Raw genomic sequence first — 19,054 nt, 5'->3', positions numbered from 1 at the left:
ACCGCGACGCGTTATTGCAACATTGTGGCGCGTTCTGGCCTTCTGCCTCAACGGTACATCGATCAAGATCGACGAACGTGTCCGGCGGTGACGGCGTCCCCCCTCCGGATCACGAGTCCCCACACCAGGTTCGAACAGAGGGATGGCATGCGTAACTCCGCGACGCCGTGGATCACGATCGAAACATTGCTGCCCGGGGCCATGTCGGTGGCCTCGGTGGGTGAGACCGCCCGGAACTTCGCGGGCTGGCCGCGCGTCCTGCAGCGGCAGCTGGCGAGGACACCGGCCGTCTACGACAGTCTGTCCGCCGCCGACATCGGTGAAGCCGTGTGGGCCACCAGAACCCGCGCGGCGACCATCGACGCGACGATTCCCACCCGCTCGGGTCCACACGTGTTGCGGACCCGGCCGGTGTTCGGTCCCGCCGGTGACGTGCACGCGGTGCGGTTGTGGGTCGGCGCCGCCGGAACCGGGGCGCCGGAACCCGCGGCCGTCGGCGCGAGCTGGGATCTGGCGAGCCAGACCATCGCACTGCCCTCCGGCATCACCCGGCTGTCCGGGATCGCGGCGACGGACTACGCCCCCCGGATCTCCATCGCCGAACTGTTCCAACAACTTTCGGACTTCGACCGGCACGCCGAGGTGCTCGATCTGCTGTACGCCCCGGAGCCCGGCGCCGCATTGCAGTTCGAGGCCGATACCGCACCGGGCCCACAGCCGCGGGCCCGGTGGCGGATCACCCTGCGCGCCCGCCCCGATCTCGCGGGCGCCTGGTGGCTGATCGAGGACATCGACCCCGATGCCGCGACGCCGCGCCGGCTCGCCCTGGAATGGGTCGGCCTGCGCGAGGCCCACCGGCGCGCGGGTAACTATCTGGCGATCGTCCAGCTCGAACATGCCGGTATCGCACACTGGCTGACCGATCCCGCACCGTGGATCCGCTGGGACCGGCTGCCCCGGCCCACCGACGTCTTCCATCCCGACGACCGCCGCCGGCTCGCCGAACTCGGCGACCGGATCCGCGCGGGCGACGCCGCGGGCACCACGGTCCGGGTCCTCACCACCACCGGCGACTATCTGCCGACCTCGGTCCTGGTCTATCCCTATCCCGGCTACTCCGCCCGGCCGCTGATACTCGCCCAGTTCGTCCGGATCGCCGACGACCTGTGGCCCGAAATGCCTTCACAGCGAAGCGCTTTCCTCGACTGGGTGCCGGACTCCGCCGTAGCAGGCTGCTGCACCTGAGCCCGATCATATTGTGCGGCAATACTTCCCGGCCCGCACGGGGCACGAAGACGACAGCGCAGGACACGAAGACGACAGTGGCCGGGTGCGATCGGCACCCGGCCACGTCACGATGACGGCCGATCCCCTCTCGCCGGACGCGAGGGGGTCACGGAACTACTTGCGGCGCTTGGACTTCGGCGCACGATCGGTCTTGGTCTCGGCACGGGCGGCCTCGCGGCGCTCGCGCCGGGTCTGGCCGTCCGCCTGATGCGGCGCGCCGTACTCCTCCGCGTCGCTGTGGACCGCCGCATGCCCGCCCTCGTCCGGGCCCGAGTAGCGCAGGCCACCGACGGTCGGCGCGTCGATGCCCCGGGCACGCAGAGCCGCGGGGATCGCGGTGCCGTTGGCGGGTGTCGGCATGTCGTCGCTGGGCAGCGCGGGCCGCCCGCCACCGACACCGGCGCCGACCGGGGAGCGCAGGCCCGGGTCGACCGGCAGGCTCGTCGGCTGCGGCGGCGCCTGCTGCACCTCGACCTGGAGGTTGAACAGGAAGCCGACCGACTCCTCCTTCAGACCCTCCAGCAGACCCTGGAACATGTCGAAGCCCTCGCGCTGGTACTCGACCAGCGGATCGCGCTGCGCCATGGCCCGCAAGCCGATGCCCTCCTTGAGATAGTCCATCTCGTAGAGGTGCTCACGCCACTTCCGGTCCAGCACGGTCAGCAGCACCTGGCGTTCCAGGTTGCGCATACTGCCGGATCCGGCCAGCCCGTCGATCTCCTTCTCGCGCCGCTCGTACGCCTCGTGGGAGTCGTCGAGGATCGCATCGAGCAGCTCCTCGCGGGACAGATCCTCGAATTCGCCGAACTCGTTCTCGCCGGTGAGATCCTTGTGGTTCAGGCTGACCGGGTACAGGGTCTTCAGCGCGCCCCACAGCTTGTCCAGATCCCAGTCCTCCACGTAACCGTCGGCGGTGGCGCCGTCGACGTACGCGGTGACCACATCCGAGATCATGTTCTGGACCTGGCCCTCCATGTCCTCACCGGAGAGGATGCGCTGGCGCTCCGCGTAGATGACGGTGCGCTGCTGGTTCATCACCTCGTCGTACTTGAGGACGTTCTTGCGGATCTCGAAGTTCTGCTGCTCGACCTGGGTCTGGGCGCTCTTGATGGCGCGCGACACCATCTTCGCCTCGATCGGCACCTCGTCGGGCAGGTTCAGCCGGGTCATGATCGACTCCAGCGCGGCGCCGTTGAAGCGCCGCATCAGCTCGTCGCCCAGCGACAGGTAGAACCGGGACTCACCCGGATCGCCCTGCCGGCCGGAGCGACCGCGCAGCTGGTTGTCGATGCGGCGGGACTCGTGCCGCTCGGTGCCCAGCACGTACAGGCCACCGGCGTCGCGCACGGCCTCGGCGTCGACGTCGGCCTGCTCCTTGACCCGCTCCAGCGCCGGCAGCCAGTGCGCCTGGTACTCGTCGGGGGTGTCGACCGGATCCAGACCCTGCTTGCGCAGCAACAGGTCCGCGATGATGTCCGGGTTGCCGCCCAGCACGATGTCGGTACCACGACCGGCCATATTGGTGGCGACGGTGACCGCGCCCGGCCGACCGGCCTCGGCGATGATCTGCGCTTCCTGCTCGTGGAATTTCGCGTTCAGCACGTTGTGCTGGATCCCGCGGCGGGTCAGCAACTTCGACAGGTACTCCGAGCGCTCCACCGAGGTGGTGCCGACCAGCACCGGCTGGCCCTTCTCGTTGCGCTCGGCGATGTCGTCGGCGACGGCCTGGTACTTGGCCTCTTCGGTCTTGTAGATCAGGTCGGCCTGGTCCAAGCGGACCATCGGCTTGTTGGTGGGGATCGGCACCACGCCGAGGGCGTAGATCTGGTGCAGCTCCGCCGCTTCCGTCTCGGCGGTACCGGTCATGCCGGACAGCTTGTCGTAGAGGCGGAAGTAGTTCTGCAGGGTGATGGTGGCCAGCGTCTGGTTCTCGGGCTGGATCTCCACCCCCTCCTTGGCCTCGATGGCCTGGTGCATGCCCTCGTTGTAGCGACGGCCCGGCAGGATGCGGCCGGTGAACTCGTCGACGATGATGACCTCGCCGTTACGGACGATGTAATCCTTGTCGCGGGTGTAGAGCTCCTTGGCCTTCACCGAGTTGTTCAGATAGCTGACCAGCGGCGAATTGGCGGCCTCGTACAGGTTTTCGATGCCGAGCTGGTCCTCGACGAACTCCACGCCCGCCTCGTGCACGCCGACCGTGCGCTTCTTGATGTCCACCTCGTAGTGGACGTCCTTCTTCAACAGCGGTGCCATGCGCGCGAATTCGGCGTACCACTTGCTGGAGGCGTCGGCGGGGCCGGAGATGATCAGCGGGGTGCGGGCCTCGTCGATGAGGATCGAGTCGACCTCGTCGACCACGGCGAAGTTGTGCCCGCGCTGCACCAGATCGTCCAGCGAGTGGGTCATGTTGTCGCGCAGGTAGTCGAAGCCGAACTCGTTGTTGGTGCCGTAGGTGATGTCGGAGGCGTAGGACTGGCGGCGCTCGGCCGGATTCATGCCACCGAGGATCACGCCGACGCTCAGGCCGAGGAAGCGGTGCACGCGGCCCATCCACTCCGCGTCGCGCTTGGCCAGATAGTCGTTGACCGTGACGACGTGCACGCCGTCGCCGGAGATCGCGTTGAGATAGGCGGGGAGCACACAGGTCAGGGTCTTGCCCTCACCGGTCTTCATCTCGGCGATGTTGCCGATGTGCAGGGCGGCGCCACCCATGATCTGCACCTTGTAGTGCTTCTGGTTGAGCACGCGCCAGGACGCCTCGCGCGCGGTGGCGAAGGCGTCGAGCAGTAACTCGTCCAGGGTTTCGCCGTCCGCGTAGCGCTCGCGGAACTCGTCGGTCTTGGCTCGCAGCTGGGCATCGCTGAGGGCGGTGTACTCGTCGTCCAGAGCGATGACCTCGTCGGCCAGATGCGCGAGCCGCTTGACGGTGCGACCCTCACCAAAACGTAGCAACCTCGTCAGTGTCAGCGCAGGCACGGGTCTCGTCAGTCCTCTGGTCGGTTGTCGTTCTCTTTCGGTGCTACTCCCAGCAGCAACGTTCATGGTAGTGCGGCTTCCATCGTAGGCGCCGTGAGCTCACCACCGCGGGCGCCGGACCAGCCGCCGCAGGTGCGCCGGCCGATGCCCCGCACTCGATCTCACCGTAGTCGTAAAACCGCCAGCCGCCACCCCCGGCGGCTGTGTATCACTCGAGCGGCGAGTGCGAATCGCCGTCCGCCGCGTTCGTAACTGCCGAACACCTCGGCCACGTGCGGCCGGACCACCGCCACGTTCACCGCCAGCGCCACCGCCGGGCCCAGCCGCCGCTCCGCCGCCGCGGTACGCACCACGGTCGTCACCGCGGCGATCACGGCCGGATCGGCGAGCGGCGCCAACTGCGCGACCGGGCGGCGGCCGTCCACCGCTTCCAGGACGACCCGCACGGCCCGCTCCGCGAACCGCCGCACCGCGGTGTCGGCGGCGGAATCGGGTGCGGGTCCGGCACACTGCGGAGCCGACGGCCGCTGCCGCTCCGGCCGGGTGCGGCACCACCGCTCCGGCCTGGTCGCGCACTGCCGCACCGAATTCGCCGCGGTGCCCGACACGCCCGGAACATCGGCCAGTGGAGGTTCGAAGACCGGCGCGGGCGCCAGCACGCGGGACGGCTCCCGATCGGACATCCGCAACCCCCTCGCTGTCGAGCCCCCTGCACCGCGAACGGCCACAGCTTGCCACTCGATCACGAAATGCCACAACTTCGCCGAAGGTTTCCGGAATAAGGGTCGGTCAGGCACCACAATGGAGGGCGGTATCCGGTACCGAAGGAGCCCGGCACGGTGATCACGAGGCTGACGCCGCAGGACGCGGCGTGCTATCGGCTCGAATCGAGTCGCAACCCGATGCATGTCGGCTCGCTGGCGATCGTGGGAGACCCCGACGACCCGGCGCGCCCTCCGCTGGACTACGGCGGGCTGACCGATCTGGTCGCCGCCCGGCTGTCGCTGGTCCCGCGCTACCGCCGCAAGGTGCGGGAGGTGCCGTTCGCCCTGGGCCGCCCGGTTTGGGTCGACGACGGCCGCTTCGAACTGGGCTTCCATCTGCGACGGGCGACCCTGGCCGGTCCGGGCGCCGACGATCGGCTGTTCGAACTGGTGGCGCGGCTGACCGCCCTGCCGCTGGACCACACCCGGCCGCTGTGGGAGATGTATCTGATCGAGGGCCTGTCCGGCGGCCGTCGCGCGGTGCTCACCAAGACCCATTCGGCGCTGGTCGACGGGCGCGGCGCGGTCGAGATCGGCCAGGTGCTGTTCGACACCGGCCCGGCGCCGCGCACGGTCACCGGCGACCGCTGGGCCGCCGCGCAGGAGCCGGGCGAGGCGCAGTTGCTGGCCCGCTCGCTGGTCGAGCTGGCCGGACAGCCCGGCACCGCGCTGGAACTGCTCTGGCAGGCCGGATCGGACGCCTCGCCCCTGGTCGGCGCCGCCGGCCGCGCGGTGGAGAAGATGGTGTCGGCGGTGCGCGGCGCCGTCGCGCCCGGCAGCCCGTTCAACACACCGACCTCCCCGCACCGCCGCTTCGACGTGGTGCGCACCGATCAGGCCGACTACCGCACGATCGGCCGGTCCGCGGGCTGCTCCCTCGACGACGTCATCCTGGCGGTGGTGACCGGCGCGCTGCGGATCTTCCTGCAGGCGCGCGGGCAGGTGCTCACCGAATCCGAGGTGCTGCGCGCGGTGGTCCCGGCCTCGATGTGCGAGCGGCCGCGACCGGCGCAGTCCATCCTGGTGGATCTGCCGGTCGGCGAACCGAATCCGGTGATGCGGCTGTCGCACATCCGGCACGCCACCGCCGCGCACTCCCGGCGCCGGCTCGACGCGGCGCACCGGACGCTGGTGCAACTGCCGAATTTCGCACCCGCCAGCCTGCACGCCCTGAGCGTGCGCTCGGCCAGCACGTTCGCCGGCAACACCTTCAACCTGGTCATCACCAACGCCCCCGGCCCGACCCAGCCCATGTACCTCGCGGGCGCGCGGACACTGGAGATGTATCCGGTGTCACCCCTGCTGCGCAACCAGGCGTCGAGCATCGGGATCACCGTCTACGACGGTCAGGTGTTCTACGGACTGAACGCCGACCGCGATGCGATGGCCGATATCGGAGTACTGTCCGCGGCGATGCACGAATCCATGGAGGAGATGCTCGGTGCCTGCGCCCAGTGAGGACAAGCGGTCCACCAGCGGCACGCTGCGGGTCTACGTCCCCGCCACCGTCGCGATGCTGCGCGAGCTGGTGACCGCGCGGGAGATCCGCGCGATCAACGGCACCGCCTTCGCGGTCACGCCCTCGCTGCGCGAGGCGTACGCCTACGGCGACGACGAGGAGCTCGCCGAGGTCGCGATGAGCGAGGCCGCCCGCGCGTCGCTGCGCCTGCTCGCCCAGGAGCGCGAGGACGCGGCCGCCGCCGACACCGAGCCCGGCGACACCGCACCCGAGGACGCCGGCGAGGGCGGTGGTCATTACATCGCACCGGTGTACCGCCGCGCGGTGATCGCCGCCGACGTCACCGGGGCCCGCTTCCGGCCCGATCTGGACGTGGGCGTGGTGCGGCTGTCCGATCCGATCGGCTACGACCGCATCGCCTCCGTGCACGTCGACCTGGCCGAGGCCGAGCCCGAGGTGGCCAAGGCGGTCGCCGTGATCGACGCCGCGGATCTGGGCAGTGAGGACGCCGAGTTCATCCTCGGCGACGCCGAGGACCATCAACTGGCCTGGTACGCCGCCCAGGAACTGCCCTTCCTGCTGGAATTGCTCTGACGATCGCGGGCCCGACCGGGGCGTGAGCCAGCTCCCTGCCCGGACCAACCTACGTTCCCGTAACCTTGGTGTCGAAACGCCCGTCGGCACATCGTCAGCAGAGGAAATGAGCAACAGCGCAATGGTCCTGAAATCGGTACACGGCCTGCGGGAATGGCTGGAGGCCCCGGTCGCCGAGGCGAAGACGGCGGGCCGGACCCGGCTCAACGCGCTACGCGGCGCGGCCGCCCGCATCACCACGCCGTTGCTGCCGGACGACTATCTGCATCTGGTCAATCCGCTGTGGTCGGCCCGCGAACTGCGCGGCCGCATCGTGGAGGTCCGCCGGGAGACCGCCGACGCGGTCACCCTCGTGATCAAGCCGGGCTGGGGCTTCGATTTCACCTTCACCCCGGGCCAGTACATCGGCATCGGCGTGCTGATCGACGGCCGCTGGCACTGGCGGTCGTATTCGCTGACCTGCCCGCCGAACTGGACCGATCCGGACAATCGCGGCAAGCGGCTGATCTCGATCGCGGTGAAGGCGATGCCGGAGGGTTTGCTGTCCAGCCACCTGGTCAGCGGCGTGCCGGTGGGCACGATCGTGCGCCTGGCCGCGCCGCAGGGCGGTTTCGTGCTGCCCGAACCGCCGCCGGCGAAGACGCTGTTCCTCACCGCGGGCAGCGGTATCACCCCGGTGATGGCGATGCTGCGCACGATGGATCGGCGCGCCAACATGACCGACGTGATCCACGTGCACTCGGCCCGCACCCCCGAGGACGTGATGTTCTCGGCCGAGCTGAGGGCATTGCACGACCGGCATCCGAGCTTCACCTCGCACGTGCACCTGACCGGCGCGAACGGCAAGTTCGACCTGGACAGCCTGGACAGCCTGTTCCCGGACTGGCAGTCGCGGGAGACCTGGGCCTGCGGTCCGCTGGGCATGTTGACCGATATCGAGAATCATTGGGCCGCAGCGGGTCTGGCCGACCATCTGCATGTGGAGCGGTTCGAGATCCCGCGGTCGTCGGTCGGCGAGGGCGGCACCGTGACCTTCGCCCGCACCGGTCGCAGCACCGCCGTCGACGGCGCCACCAGCCTGTTGCAGGCCGGTGAGGACGTCGGCGTGCAGATGCCGTTCGGGTGCCGGATGGGCATCTGCCAGACCTGCGTCGTCACGATCACCGACGGGCACGTGCGCGATCTGCGCAACGGTGTCGAGCACACCACCGGCGAAAAGGTGCAGACCTGCATCTCGGCCGCCGCCGGTGATTGCACGCTGGACGTATAGAAATTCATGCTCGACGGATAGGACGGCGTTCACCGGGAACCGTTACCCTGCGTGGCGGAGCCCGACTGGATCCGCTCACACTTTCGGACACGGAAGGACCGGCCGGTGGCGATCACCGACATCAAGGCGTACGCCCATTTGACGGCGTCGGATATCGAGGCGCTCGGGCACGAGCTCGACGACCTGCGCCGATCCGTGGAACAGTCCCTGGGTGAGCGCGACGCGAAATACATCCGGCGCACGATTCGCGCCCAGCGGATTCTCGAGGCGGCCGGGCGCGCAACCCTTTTCGCCGGCCGGAAACGCTCGGCCTGGCTGGTCGGCACCGCCATGCTGTCGGTCGCGAAGATCATCGAGAACATGGAGCTCGGGCACAACATCAGCCACGGGCAATGGGACTGGATGAACGATCCGGAGATCCACTCCACCACCTGGGAGTGGGATATGACGGGCACCTCCGGGCAGTGGAAGCGCGCACACAACTACTCGCACCATACCTACACCAACATCGTCGGCATGGACGACGATGTTGGCTTCGGCATCCTGCGCATGACCCGCGACGAGCAGTGGAAGCCGATCAATCTCGCCCAGCCGGTGGCGAATCTGATCCTGGCCGCGCTGTTCGAGTGGGGTATCGCGCTGCACGATCTGAAGATCGAGAAGCAGCAGAGCGGTGTCCCGCGCTCCGATCTCCTCTCGGAGCCGAACAAGGCATTCCTCCGCAAGGCCGGGCGGCAGGTGATGAAGGATTTCGTCATCCACCCCGCGCTGACCGGACGAGGCTGGAAGCGAACGCTACAGGCCAACCTGACCGCGAACCTGATCCGGAACCTCTGGGCCTACGCGGTGATCTTCTGCGGCCATTTTCCGGACGGCGCCGAGAAATTCACCGAGGAACAGTTCGGCGACGAGACCCGTGCGGAGTGGTATCTGCGGCAGATGCTCGGCAGCGCCAATTTCCGCGCGGGCGCCCCGATGGCGTTCATGAGCGGCAACCTCTGCTATCAGATCGAACATCACCTGTTCCCGGATCTGCCCAGCAACCGGTACGCCGAGGTGGCCGTGCGGGTGCGGGAACTGTGCGACAAGTACGACCTGCCGTACACCACCGGCTCGCTGGGCAAGCAGTACCTGCTGGCCTTCCGGACCATCCACAAGCTGGCCCTGCCGGACCGCTTCCTGCGCCGCACCGCCGACGACGCGCCCGAGACCTCCTCGGAGCGCAAGTTCACCGGGCTGACGCTGCCTGCCCTGTCGGAGCGCACCGAGCAGTGGGCGGAGCAGCATTGGCCGGGCACCGATCCCGCGACCGGCCGCCGCCGCGGACTGCGGTCGGCGATGATCGAGGCCAAGGCCGCACTGCGCGACAAGGCCCGGCAGGAGAAACAAGCACTGCGGGAGGCCAAACAGGCCTTGCAGGAAAAGGCCAGACAGGAAAAGGAAGCGCTGCGCGAAGCGGGGCTGGCCTTCCAGGAAAAGGCCCGGCAGGAGAATTCGGCGCGGCGGTTGCGGCGGGCCCGGGGCCGGCGGCGCAGCATAGCGCCCACGCCGGCAAACTTCCGGTATGCCGACGGCAATAATTAGGCACACTTCGGTGACGACCACAATGCGGCGTACGCCACAGCTGTGAATCGATACGGAGACAACCTACGCCGCCGTAACCTACGGTAGTGTAACCCGCATGGCGATATCGGATGTCAAGGAGTACGCCCACCTCACCCCGGAGGATGTGGAAGCGATCGGCACGGAGCTCGATGCGATCCGCCGCGAGATCGAATCCTCCCGGGGCGAGAAGGACGCACAGTACATCCGCAAGGTGATCCGGGTGCAGCGCGGGCTGGAGCTCTCCGGCCGTGCGGTGTTGTTCGCGAGCATCTTCCCGCCGGCCTGGCTGGCCGGCGTCGCCCTGCTGGGCACGGCCAAGATCATCGAGAACATGGAGATCGGCCACAATGTGATGCACGGCCAGTGGGATTGGATGAACGATCCGGAGGTCCATTCCGCCAACTGGGAATGGGACAACGCCGGTCCGTCCGAGCACTGGAAGATCACCCACAACTACCTGCACCACAAGTACACCAACGTGCTGGGCATGGACGACGATATCGGCTACGGCCTGCTGCGCGTCACCCGCGACCAGCGCTGGTCCCCGTTCTATCTGGGCCAGCCGGTGTACAACCTGCTGTTGCAGATGTTCTTCGAATACGGCGTCGCCATCCAGCATCTGGAACTGGGCAAGCTGGCGAAGCGGAAATGGGCGCAGGGCAGCCCCGAGCGGATCGCGTTCGAACACGATCGCGCCACGGTGCTGAAGAAGATCGGTAAGCAGATCACCAAGGACTATGTGGTGTTCCCGCTGCTGACCGGTCCTTTCTTCCTATCCACCCTGACCGCCAACATCGCCGCCAACATCGTGCGCAACGTGTGGACCAACGCGGTCATCTTCTGCGGCCACTTCCCCGACGGCGCCGAGAAATTCACCAAGTTCGACTGCGACAACGAGTCCCAGGGCGAGTGGTACCTGCGGCAGATGCTCGGCAGCGCCAACATCTCCGGCGGCTGGCTCATGCACTTCATGACCGGCAACCTGTCGCACCAGATCGAGCACCACATCTTCCCGGATCTGCCGAGCAACCGGTACCGCGACATCGCGGTCCGGGTGCGGGCGCTGTGCGAGAAGTACGACCTGCCCTACACCACCGGCTCGCTGCCGGTGCAGTACGCCAAGGCGTGGCGCACCATCATGAAGCTGTCGCTGCCGAACAAGTACCTGCGCCGCGGCACCGACGACGCTCCGGAGACCAAGTCGGAGCGCGCCTTCGGCGGCCTGGCCACCGTCGACGCGAACACCGGCCGCCGCCGCGGCCTGCGCACCGCGCTGCGGGAGCGCCGCCGGCGTACCGCCGAGCGGGTCCCCGTGGCCGCGAGTGTGGGCTGACCGGCGAGTCCGGCGCGGTCAGCGGCCGGGTTTCCACCTACCGCCACGAGCGGGAACGGCATTCTGCTTCACTGGTACGCGTGTCTGCTGAAGGTTCGAATGTCTACGACGTGATCCGCCGTCGGCGCGATGTGCGCGCCGAGTTCACCGGTGAGGTCGTGGACGATGCCACCCTGCTGCGGATTCTCGATGCCGCGCATCAGGCGCCCAGCGTCGGGAATTCACAGCCCTGGGATTTCATCGTCGTGCGCAAGCCGGAGACGTTGCGGCGGTTCGCCACGCACGTCGCCGACAAACGCCTGGAGTTCCGGGAGTCGCTGCCGCCGGAGCGGGCCCGCACCTTCGAGCCGATCAAGATCGAGGGCATCACCGAGAGCGGTACCGGCATCGTGGTGACCCACGACGACGGACGCGGCGGTCAGCACATCCTCGGCCGCGCCTCGGTCCCCGAAACCGGTTTGTACTCCACCATTCTCGCGATCCAGAACCTCTGGCTCGCGGCCACCGCCGAGGGTGTCGGCGTGGGCTGGGTCAGCTTCTACGACACCCCCTTCCTCACCGAACTGATCGACCTGCCGCCGGGCATCCGCCCGGTCGCCTGGCTGTGCGCCGGGCCGGTGCACGAATTCCAGCAGGTCCCCGATCTGGAGCGGTTCGGCTGGCGAGATCGCCGCTCCCTCGACGACGCGGTGCACTGGGAGAACTACCGCCATCACTGAGTGATGTGAAAGGGTGTGCAGCCCGGCCGCATTCGGCCGGGCCGGTCTGATCAGGTGAGACGGATCAACCCGTAGTCGAACGCGTGGCGACGGTAGACCACCGACGGCCGGTCACTTTCCTTGTCCTGGAACAGGAAGAAGTCATGGCCGACGAGCTCCATCTGATAGAGGGCGTCGTCGACGGACATCGGAATCGCCGAATGCACCTTGGTCCGGACGATATGTCCAGGCCCGGCGTTGTCTTCCGCGAGCGAGTCGATGGACCCGGGCTCAGCGGTGCCGGACGATCCTTCGGGGCGCAGCGCGATAGTATCGTCGATCAGATCGGCGGTGGCCTCGGCGACGGAGACGGGGGTCTTGTCCCCGTAATGCACTCGTCTGCGGTCCTTGGTGCGCCGCAATCGGCTCTCCAGTTTCTCGGTGGCCAGGTCGAGGGCGGCATAGAAACTGTCCGCGCAGGCTTCGGCCCGGGCCACCGGCCCCTTGCCGCGGGCGGTGATCTCCACCCGCTGACAGTTCTTGCGCTGGCGGCGATTGCGTTCGTGGAAGAGTTCCACATCGAACAGGTAGATGGACGAATCGAAGCGTTCGAGTCGCGCCAGTTTGTCGGCGACATGGACCCGATAGTGGTCCGGAACCTCGACGTTACGGCCCTTCACCACGACGTCCGCACGTGGTATGCGGGGCGGTTCGGCCGTCGGATGCCCCGTGTAATCGAATCCGGCGGATTCCGCCGCATCGATACGAACCGTAGAGTCTGCTTCTTTCACTGAAGGACGTGAAGTCGTCACGCGTACCTCCCGGATCTGGCCGCACTGCCTGATCTCGTGCGGCGGGAATTCATTCGTGCCGAATCGGCCGATGCGATGCTCGGGGAGGCCCATCGTGGTGACGCCGGCTGCCGCCTGGTCTCGCAGGTCCGGTTCCGCTGGTATCGCAGCTGGGAACTCGGCACGAAGGTCGTTCGAGGCGCCACCTCCAAACTCTGAGTTCGGGTTCGCTCTAAGACCTCACGCTAGGCCGCCAGCGACCGATCCGCCAGTGTTCACGCAAATTTCTCCCATTCACGCGGCACAGGTCACCACGACGGCACGAACGTGTACTGTGGCACCGGTCAGAGCACGGACCGACTCGCTCGCCGTGGCCCCTGTGGTGAGCACATCGTCGACCAGCACGACCTCGGCCTCCGGGTGTCGGAGGGCCGTCGGCAACGAACCGGTTGGTGCCACTATCCGCCCTGCCAGATTGCGCCGCCGCTGCTCCGGGCGCAGTCCCACCGAGTCCCGTACCCCGGGCCCCATGCGCAGTACGGGAGCCACGGCGCAATCGGAGAGCAAACTTGCGGCGACCCGCGCCACCCGGCCCACCGGATCGCCCCCGCGCTGCCGGATCGCGGCGCGCCGGGCCGGAGCGGGCACCAGCACCAGGGGCCGCCGCGGCGTCCGCAACGCGGCCAGCCCCCTGGCCAGCTCCCGGCCCAGCGGCGCCGCCAACTCCCGCCGATGCTGCTCCTTGACCGCGACCACCGCGCGCCGCCGCGGCCCGGCATAGCGGCCCAGCGCCCAGCACGGCACCCCCGGATCGGCCCGGGGCCACACCCGGAACGGCTGCCCCGCAAGGCTTTCCGCACAGTCCGCACACCAGCCCACCCCGCACCGGCCGCATCCGGCACAATCCTGCGGGAGGATCAGATCCAGCAGAGTTCGCATCCGCCGATTATCGCGACCGGCCCCGACAACACCGCTCCGAACGAGCAGCTTCGCACACCTATCCCGGCAGCACCGGGGTCGCGGTGGGCCCCAGGCCGGGCACCTCGCGCCAGAAGCGCTCACTGTTGGGCTCCGCGGCCTGCAACTGCATGACCGCCCGCGCGTCGGCGATGTACTGACCGTCCGGCGAGGCGCTCACCACCCGCAGCGGCGAGGTCAGATTCTGGCTGGTTTCCGGATTGGGCTGGAAGCCGTCGATGTCGACCCGTTCCACCGGGTCCACATTGCCCTCCCGCACCACCACGATGCTGTCCTCGGTCACCCAGTCCAGCGAGACCGCCGAGGTGCTCAGGGTGGCGGCGACCGGCAGCGGTGAGGTCAGCGCGTACTGCCCGTCCGGCTGCGGCGCCACCGTCGCCACGAACACCTTGCCGCCCGCGATCAGCGCCACCCGCGCGCCGGACCGCGAGATCCGCAGTTCGGTGATCGGCAGCCGTGGCGCCGGATCCGACACCGAGACCGGCACCGACAGCAGGGCGGAGATGTCCACGTCCTGGGGTGCGACATTGCCGGTGCTGTGATCGTGGACGGCCCGGATCACATGGTCGCCGTCGACGACGGTCCACGCGGCGCTGCCGTCGGCGGTCCAGGACGGCCGGGTGAAACTGGTGCCCTGGGCCAGCGAGAAGAAGGCGTTGCCGTCGTAGGTGCCGATGATCAGGGTGCGTGACGGTTCGGGCGCGGGATGGCCGCTGTCGGCGATCGCCGCGACCAGTTGCCCGTCCTGCGACAGGGCCACCGATTGCAGGTTCTTCGCGGAGCCGAAATAGCCCGGCGTCGGAACCACTTCGGGCTTGGCCGGATCCACGCGCACCAGCGAGCCGTCGCGCACGGCGTGCAGGCCGATCTTGTTGTGTACCACCGACGGATTCAGATAGCTCACATCGTTCTGCGTCCAGCCGCTGGCGGCGAAGCGATCGTCGAGCGGTCGGCCGTCACCGGTCAGGAAGTAGGGGCCGAAGATCTCGGCCGCGTAGAGCGTGAGCGTCACCTGCCCGGCCAGCAGTTCCCGGCTGTGCTGGTCCAGCGCGGCGGCGCCGGTGAAGTCGATCTGCACCCCGCCCGGGCCGACCCCCACCCCCTCCGGATCACCGTTGGGTTTGGTGATCGGACCGTGCACGGTGACCGAGCCGGACAACATGTTCCGCACCGCGGGAGCGAGCGTCTCCTGCGGGCCGTCCTGGAGCATGGACAGCAACCGTGGCGCCAGCTGATCCTTGCGCAGCGCGACCCAGCGCAGATCGGGCACCACCGCGGTGCCGGCGTTGTTCGGGAAGAACAGCGGATAACGCCGATAGGACTTGGTGAACGCGGCGTCCTCGATGACCACACCCGCGGGTAGTTCGTCGATACGCCACTCGCCGTCGACCTTCGTCATGTCGAAGCGGTACTCGACCGAGGTGGTGGCGGCCCGGAACGAGCCGTCCGCGCCGAGATCACCGAGTTTGTGGGCGCGCACGTGATAGGTGGCCGTATCGGGGGTGCCGGATTCGCGCAGGGTGTCCGGCTGTTTCTCGATGATCACCGTGCCGGCGGTGTCGTCCCAGGTCGACGCGGCCCCCGGGGTCAGGTACTGGCGAGCGGTCTGATGATGGTTGGTCGGATCGGCGGTGGCCTGCAGGAAATCCCGTAGCAGCGAGTCGGGCTCCCGGCCGGCCACCGGTGTCGGCGGCCCCGCCGAGGTCGGCTCCTTGTCGAGGGTGCCGAGCGCCTGTGGCGCCGACGAATCGGGCAGGTTCGCGCATCCGGCGGCGATGAGCAGAGCCGACAGGACCACACCGAGACGAACGCGGATCTCACGCGGTCGGGACCGCACTCTCATGACGCATCCCCGGTATCGGTGTGCTCCGGGGTACCGGATCGGTCACCCCCGGCCACGCCGTTGCTGGAGCCCGGTGCCGGACCCCGGTGCGGGGCCGAGCCATTGGAATTCGAGCCGTCGGCGGTACCCGCGCCCGGTTCGCCGGGTGGGCCGTCGTCGAGCAGGTCCGGGTGCTGACCCAGGGCCGGATCGACATCGGCCAGCAGCTGGTGCACCGGCGGCACGGCGGCCGGATCGACGCGGCCCTGGCCCGGTCGCGATGCCGCGTCCGAATCCTCCTGTGCGGCGGGATTTTCCAGCACCTGCGGCGTTTCCGCGGATTCGGCGGGCGGTTCGGCCGCCGGCGCCTCGACGGCCGGGCGGCGGCGCGGCGGCTCCAGCGACAACGGGCTCGCTCCCAGCTTGCGGCCCCGCACCATCGGCAGGGTCAGCCGGAAGCTGGCGCCGGCACCGGGTTCGCCCCACGCCTCCAGCTTGCCCTCGTGCAGATGTGCGTCCTCGACACTGATCGACAGGCCCAGGCCGGTACCGCCGGACCGCCGCATTCGCGACGGATCCGACCGCCAGAACCGGTTGAACACCAACTTCTCCTCACCGGGCCGCAACCCGACACCCTGATCACGCACCACGATCCCCACCGCGTTGGCGTCGGCGTCACCGCGCATGCGGATCAGCACCGGTTTGCCCTCGCTGTGGTCGATCGCGTTGGCGAGCAGGTTGCGCAGTACTCGTTCCACGCGGCGCGGATCCACCTCGGCGACCACCGGCTCCTCCGGCAGGTCCACCACCAGTTCGACGCCCGATTCCTTGGCCAGATGCCGGACCATCGACAATGCCGCCCGCGCGCACATCCGCACGTCCAGCGACTCCACCTGCAACTCGGCGACGCCGGCGTCGTGGCGGCTGATCTCCAGCAGATCGTTGAGCAGGCCCTCGAAGCGGTCGAGCTCGGTGACCAGCAACTCGGCGCTGCGGGCCAGCGCGGGATCGAGGTCGTCGCTGGAACCGTGGATCAGATCGGCGGCCATCCGGACGGTGGTCAGCGGGGTCCGCAGTTCGTGGCTGACATCGGAGGTGAAGCGGCGCTGTAGGTTTCCGAACTCCTCCAGCTGGGTGATCTGCGTCGACAGGCTCTCGGCCATCTCGTTGAACGACATCGCCAGCCGGGCCATGTCGTCCTCGCCGCGCACCACCATGCGTTCCTTGAGGCGGCCGTCGGCGAATCGGGTCGCGATCCGGGCCGCGGACCGGATCGGCAGCACCACCTGCCGGGTGACCAGCGCGGTGATCGCGGCGAGCAGCACCAGCAGGACGACACCGCCGACGAGCATGGTGCCGTGCATCAGCGAGAGACTGCGTTCCTCGTTGGTCAGCGGGAAGATCAGGTAGACCTCGAGCGTGGAGACCTGCGAACTCGGACTGCCGATCAGCAGCACCGGCCCGTGATAGCCGTCGGCATCGGAGACCGTCGCGAATTGATAGCTGACCTGGTTCTGCTGCACGAATCGGCGCAGCTCCGCCGGGACCTCCTGGGTAGGACCGGCGGTGATCTCCTGGCCGTTGTCGTTGGTCATCAGCAGCGCGGCATCGAAACTGCCCGCCGCGGCGCTGCCGGCCTGCGGGCTGGAACCCGAGGACAGCGCGCGCAGGGCATCGTCCAGCCGCGACTGCTGGGTGCTGGAGTCGTGCACCCCGTTCAGCTGGGTCTCCACCGTGCTGCGGGCACGGCCCATCTCCTCGACGGCCGCGTTGATCTTCGCGTCCAACAGCCGATCGGTGATCTGGCTGGTCAGAACCACGCCCAGGATCACGATGACGATCAGTGACAGGGTGAGCGTGGATACGACGACGCGCAATTGCAGCGAGCGTCGCCACACGTGGCCCAGGGACTCGCCCACGGACTTGAACCAGGCCACCGCTGCTGCCAGTAACCGCTCGAGGCGGTTTCTGGGCGCAGCGATCACGGCGGTCCGGCCTTGTAACCGACACCTCGGACCGTCAGCACGATCTCGGGGTTCTCCGGATCCTTCTCGACCTTCGCGCGCAGGCGCTGAACATGGACGTTGACCAGACGGGTATCGGCGGCGTGCCGGTAACCCCAGACCTGCTCCAGCAGCACCTCACGGGTGAACACCTGACGCGGCTTACGGGCCAGCGCCACCAGCAGATCGAACTCCAGCGGGGTCAGCGAGATCTGCTGACCACCACGGGTGACCTTGTGTGCGGGCACATCTATGACGATATCCGCAATGGAGAGCAGCTCCGCCGGCTCCTCCTCGGTCCGGCGCAACCGCGCCCGGACCCGGGCCACCAGCTCCTTGGGCTTGAACGGCTTGACGATGTAGTCGTCGGCCCCCGACTCCAGACCGAGCACCACGTCCACCGTGTCGGTCTTCGCCGTCAACATCACGATCGGCACGCCCGAATCCGCGCGCAGCACCCGGCATACATCGATACCGTTCATGCCCGGCAACATCAGATCCAGCAACACCAGATCGGGACGGATCTCCCGGACCGCGGTGAGCGCTTGCGTGCCGTCGCCGACCACGTGCGGGTCGAAACCCTCGCCGCGCAAGACGATCGTGAGCATCTCGGCGAGCGCCATATCGTCGTCGACGACCAGAATCTTCGGCTTCATAACTACTATGTTGTCATCTCTCCGGCTCGGAACGGGCAATCCCGCCAACACTGGTACGGTACCGACGCACATCCAACCCTATCGGGCAAGTATTTCCGATAGGCACGCGGTCAATGATGCCGGATTGTCATGGACCCCGTGCACCCGCCACGGACCGTGCCAGTTCGATTCGGCCAACACACGATAGACCGCCGCGGTGCGTTGCTGCAGGAGTTCGTCGCGTTCGTAGGCGTCCAGCGCTCGCGCACTGTCCAGTTCGCCCCGATGACGTGCCCGCTCGGCGGCCAGCTCGACCGGGACGTCCAGCAGCACTTGCAGATCGGGCACCGGCAGCTCGAATCGCCCGAATTCCAATTCCGCGACCCACGAGGCGATTTCCCCCTCGGCCGACTGCCCGGTGCGAGCCGCATTGTAGGCCGCGTTCGAGGCCACATAGCGATCCAGCAGCACGATGTCGTTGTCCGCCAGTAGTTTCGCCAACTCGTCCCGCGCCCCGGACCGATCCAGCGCGAACAGCAATGCCATGGCATTCACCGAACCCGCCAGATCACCGTGCCGCCCGCGCAACGCCTCCGCCGCGAGATCGGCGTGCACCGACCGCCCGTACCGCGGAAACGCCAGCGTGGCCACCCGCACCCCGCGCGCCCGGAGCTCCCCGACGACGGCCTCGATCAACGTGCGCTTACCCGCACCGTCGAGCCCTTCCACCGCGACCAACGCACCCATGCCACGGAGGGTACAACCCACCCCCGACAACCTCGCCACCCCACCACCGCGGCGAACTCCGGAATCGGCGGTGGATCGGATCCCGGCGC

Annotated in this window: 15 protein-coding genes; 7 read left to right on the top strand and 8 right to left on the bottom strand. The window is 68.2% G+C overall.

Features of this window, described 5'->3' with window-relative positions:
• Window positions 1-147: 147 nt before the first annotated feature.
• Window positions 148-1,245 carry a GAF domain-containing protein gene (locus tag LBW94_RS07325; protein ID WP_225057440.1) on the top strand — a complete coding sequence of 366 codons (1,098 nt, stop codon included), beginning with the start codon at window positions 148-150 and terminating at the stop codon, window positions 1,243-1,245.
• 156 nt (window positions 1,246-1,401) lie between these two features.
• Here LBW94_RS07325 and secA read toward each other — a convergent pair whose 3' ends face one another.
• On the bottom strand, window positions 1,402-4,266 hold the full coding sequence (gene secA / locus LBW94_RS07320; RefSeq protein ID WP_225057439.1) for a preprotein translocase subunit SecA: 2,865 nt from the start codon (window positions 4,264-4,266) through the stop codon (window positions 1,402-1,404).
• 161 nt (window positions 4,267-4,427) lie between these two features.
• A complete protein-coding gene (locus LBW94_RS07315) occupies window positions 4,428-4,949 on the bottom strand; it encodes an Rv3235 family protein (protein WP_225057438.1) in 522 nt (173 codons plus the stop codon).
• 156 nt (window positions 4,950-5,105) lie between these two features.
• Between LBW94_RS07315 and LBW94_RS07310 the strand changes: the two genes are divergently transcribed.
• From LBW94_RS07310 to bluB, 6 genes are all read left to right on the top strand, one after another.
• Entirely contained in the window at window positions 5,106-6,488 is a 1,383-nt protein-coding gene (locus LBW94_RS07310; RefSeq protein ID WP_225057437.1) for a WS/DGAT/MGAT family O-acyltransferase, read from the top strand.
• Window positions 6,489-6,513: 25 nt separating this feature from the next.
• Window positions 6,514-7,083, top strand: coding sequence for a DUF6912 family protein (locus LBW94_RS07305; RefSeq protein ID WP_416276866.1), 570 nt, complete (start codon window positions 6,514-6,516; stop codon window positions 7,081-7,083).
• 121 nt (window positions 7,084-7,204) lie between these two features.
• Window positions 7,205-8,353: a ferredoxin reductase gene (locus LBW94_RS07300; protein ID WP_225057500.1), complete on the top strand. Its 1,149-nt coding sequence runs from the start codon at window positions 7,205-7,207 to the stop codon at window positions 8,351-8,353.
• A gap of 105 nt (window positions 8,354-8,458) precedes the next feature.
• Window positions 8,459-9,937, top strand: a complete 1,479-nt coding sequence (locus LBW94_RS07295; RefSeq protein WP_225057436.1) for a fatty acid desaturase — start codon at window positions 8,459-8,461, stop codon at window positions 9,935-9,937.
• A gap of 97 nt (window positions 9,938-10,034) precedes the next feature.
• Window positions 10,035-11,291: a fatty acid desaturase family protein gene (locus tag LBW94_RS07290; RefSeq protein ID WP_225057435.1), complete on the top strand. Its 1,257-nt coding sequence runs from the start codon at window positions 10,035-10,037 to the stop codon at window positions 11,289-11,291.
• 80 nt (window positions 11,292-11,371) lie between these two features.
• A complete protein-coding gene (gene bluB, locus LBW94_RS07285) occupies window positions 11,372-12,010 on the top strand; it encodes a 5,6-dimethylbenzimidazole synthase (protein WP_225057434.1) in 639 nt (212 codons plus the stop codon).
• Between the two features lie 50 nt (window positions 12,011-12,060).
• On the opposite strand, the gene hpf is transcribed toward bluB, so the two are convergent.
• The 6 genes from hpf to LBW94_RS07255 form a co-directional block, all read right to left on the bottom strand.
• The gene (gene hpf, locus LBW94_RS07280) at window positions 12,061-12,894 is read right to left on the bottom strand and encodes a ribosome hibernation-promoting factor, HPF/YfiA family (protein ID WP_225057433.1); all 834 of its coding nucleotides are present in this window, start codon (window positions 12,892-12,894) and stop codon (window positions 12,061-12,063) included.
• A gap of 180 nt (window positions 12,895-13,074) precedes the next feature.
• Window positions 13,075-13,719: a ComF family protein gene (locus tag LBW94_RS07275; protein ID WP_225057432.1), complete on the bottom strand. Its 645-nt coding sequence runs from the start codon at window positions 13,717-13,719 to the stop codon at window positions 13,075-13,077.
• 58 nt (window positions 13,720-13,777) lie between these two features.
• Window positions 13,778-15,601 (bottom strand): MtrAB system accessory lipoprotein LpqB, encoded by a 1,824-nt coding sequence (gene lpqB, locus LBW94_RS07270; RefSeq protein WP_225057431.1) that lies wholly within the window; start codon window positions 15,599-15,601, stop codon window positions 13,778-13,780.
• Entirely contained in the window at window positions 15,598-17,517 is a 1,920-nt protein-coding gene (mtrB, locus tag LBW94_RS07265) for an MtrAB system histidine kinase MtrB (protein WP_225057430.1), read from the bottom strand. Before mtrB ends, lpqB begins: the two co-directional genes overlap by 4 nt.
• Before the next feature lie 44 nt (window positions 17,518-17,561).
• Window positions 17,562-18,239 (bottom strand): MtrAB system response regulator MtrA, encoded by a 678-nt coding sequence (mtrA, locus tag LBW94_RS07260; RefSeq protein WP_255634164.1) that lies wholly within the window; start codon window positions 18,237-18,239, stop codon window positions 17,562-17,564.
• A 78-nt stretch (window positions 18,240-18,317) separates the two neighbouring features.
• Window positions 18,318-18,965: a dTMP kinase gene (locus LBW94_RS07255; RefSeq protein ID WP_225057429.1), complete on the bottom strand. Its 648-nt coding sequence runs from the start codon at window positions 18,963-18,965 to the stop codon at window positions 18,318-18,320.
• Between the last annotated feature and the right edge of the window lie 89 nt (window positions 18,966-19,054).

It is taken from the genome of Nocardia sp. alder85J (assembly GCF_020176955.2).
In the GTDB taxonomy this organism is placed as follows: domain Bacteria; phylum Actinomycetota; class Actinomycetes; order Mycobacteriales; family Mycobacteriaceae; genus Nocardia.
Note: the sequence above shows the minus strand (reverse complement) of the source record. Positions and strands in the feature narration are given on the sequence as shown.

Bases quoted from the DNA above. Each gene is read 5' to 3' on its own strand.
- LBW94_RS07325 (WP_225057440.1), top strand. From the start codon at position 148: ATGCGTAACTCCGCGACGCCGTGGATCACGATCGAAACATTGCTGCCC.
- LBW94_RS07315 (WP_225057438.1), bottom strand. From the start codon at position 4,949: ATGTCCGATCGGGAGCCGTCCCGCGTGCTGGCGCCCGCGCCGGTCTTC.
- LBW94_RS07300 (WP_225057500.1), top strand. From the start codon at position 7,205: ATGGTCCTGAAATCGGTACACGGCCTGCGGGAATGGCTGGAGGCCCCG.
- LBW94_RS07290 (WP_225057435.1), top strand. From the start codon at position 10,035: ATGGCGATATCGGATGTCAAGGAGTACGCCCACCTCACCCCGGAGGAT.
- hpf (WP_225057433.1), bottom strand. From the start codon at position 12,894: ATGGGCCTCCCCGAGCATCGCATCGGCCGATTCGGCACGAATGAATTC.
- LBW94_RS07275 (WP_225057432.1), bottom strand. From the start codon at position 13,719: ATGCGAACTCTGCTGGATCTGATCCTCCCGCAGGATTGTGCCGGATGC.
- lpqB (WP_225057431.1), bottom strand. From the start codon at position 15,601: ATGAGAGTGCGGTCCCGACCGCGTGAGATCCGCGTTCGTCTCGGTGTG.
- mtrA (WP_255634164.1), bottom strand. From the start codon at position 18,239: ATGAAGCCGAAGATTCTGGTCGTCGACGACGATATGGCGCTCGCCGAG.
- LBW94_RS07255 (WP_225057429.1), bottom strand. From the start codon at position 18,965: ATGGGTGCGTTGGTCGCGGTGGAAGGGCTCGACGGTGCGGGTAAGCGC.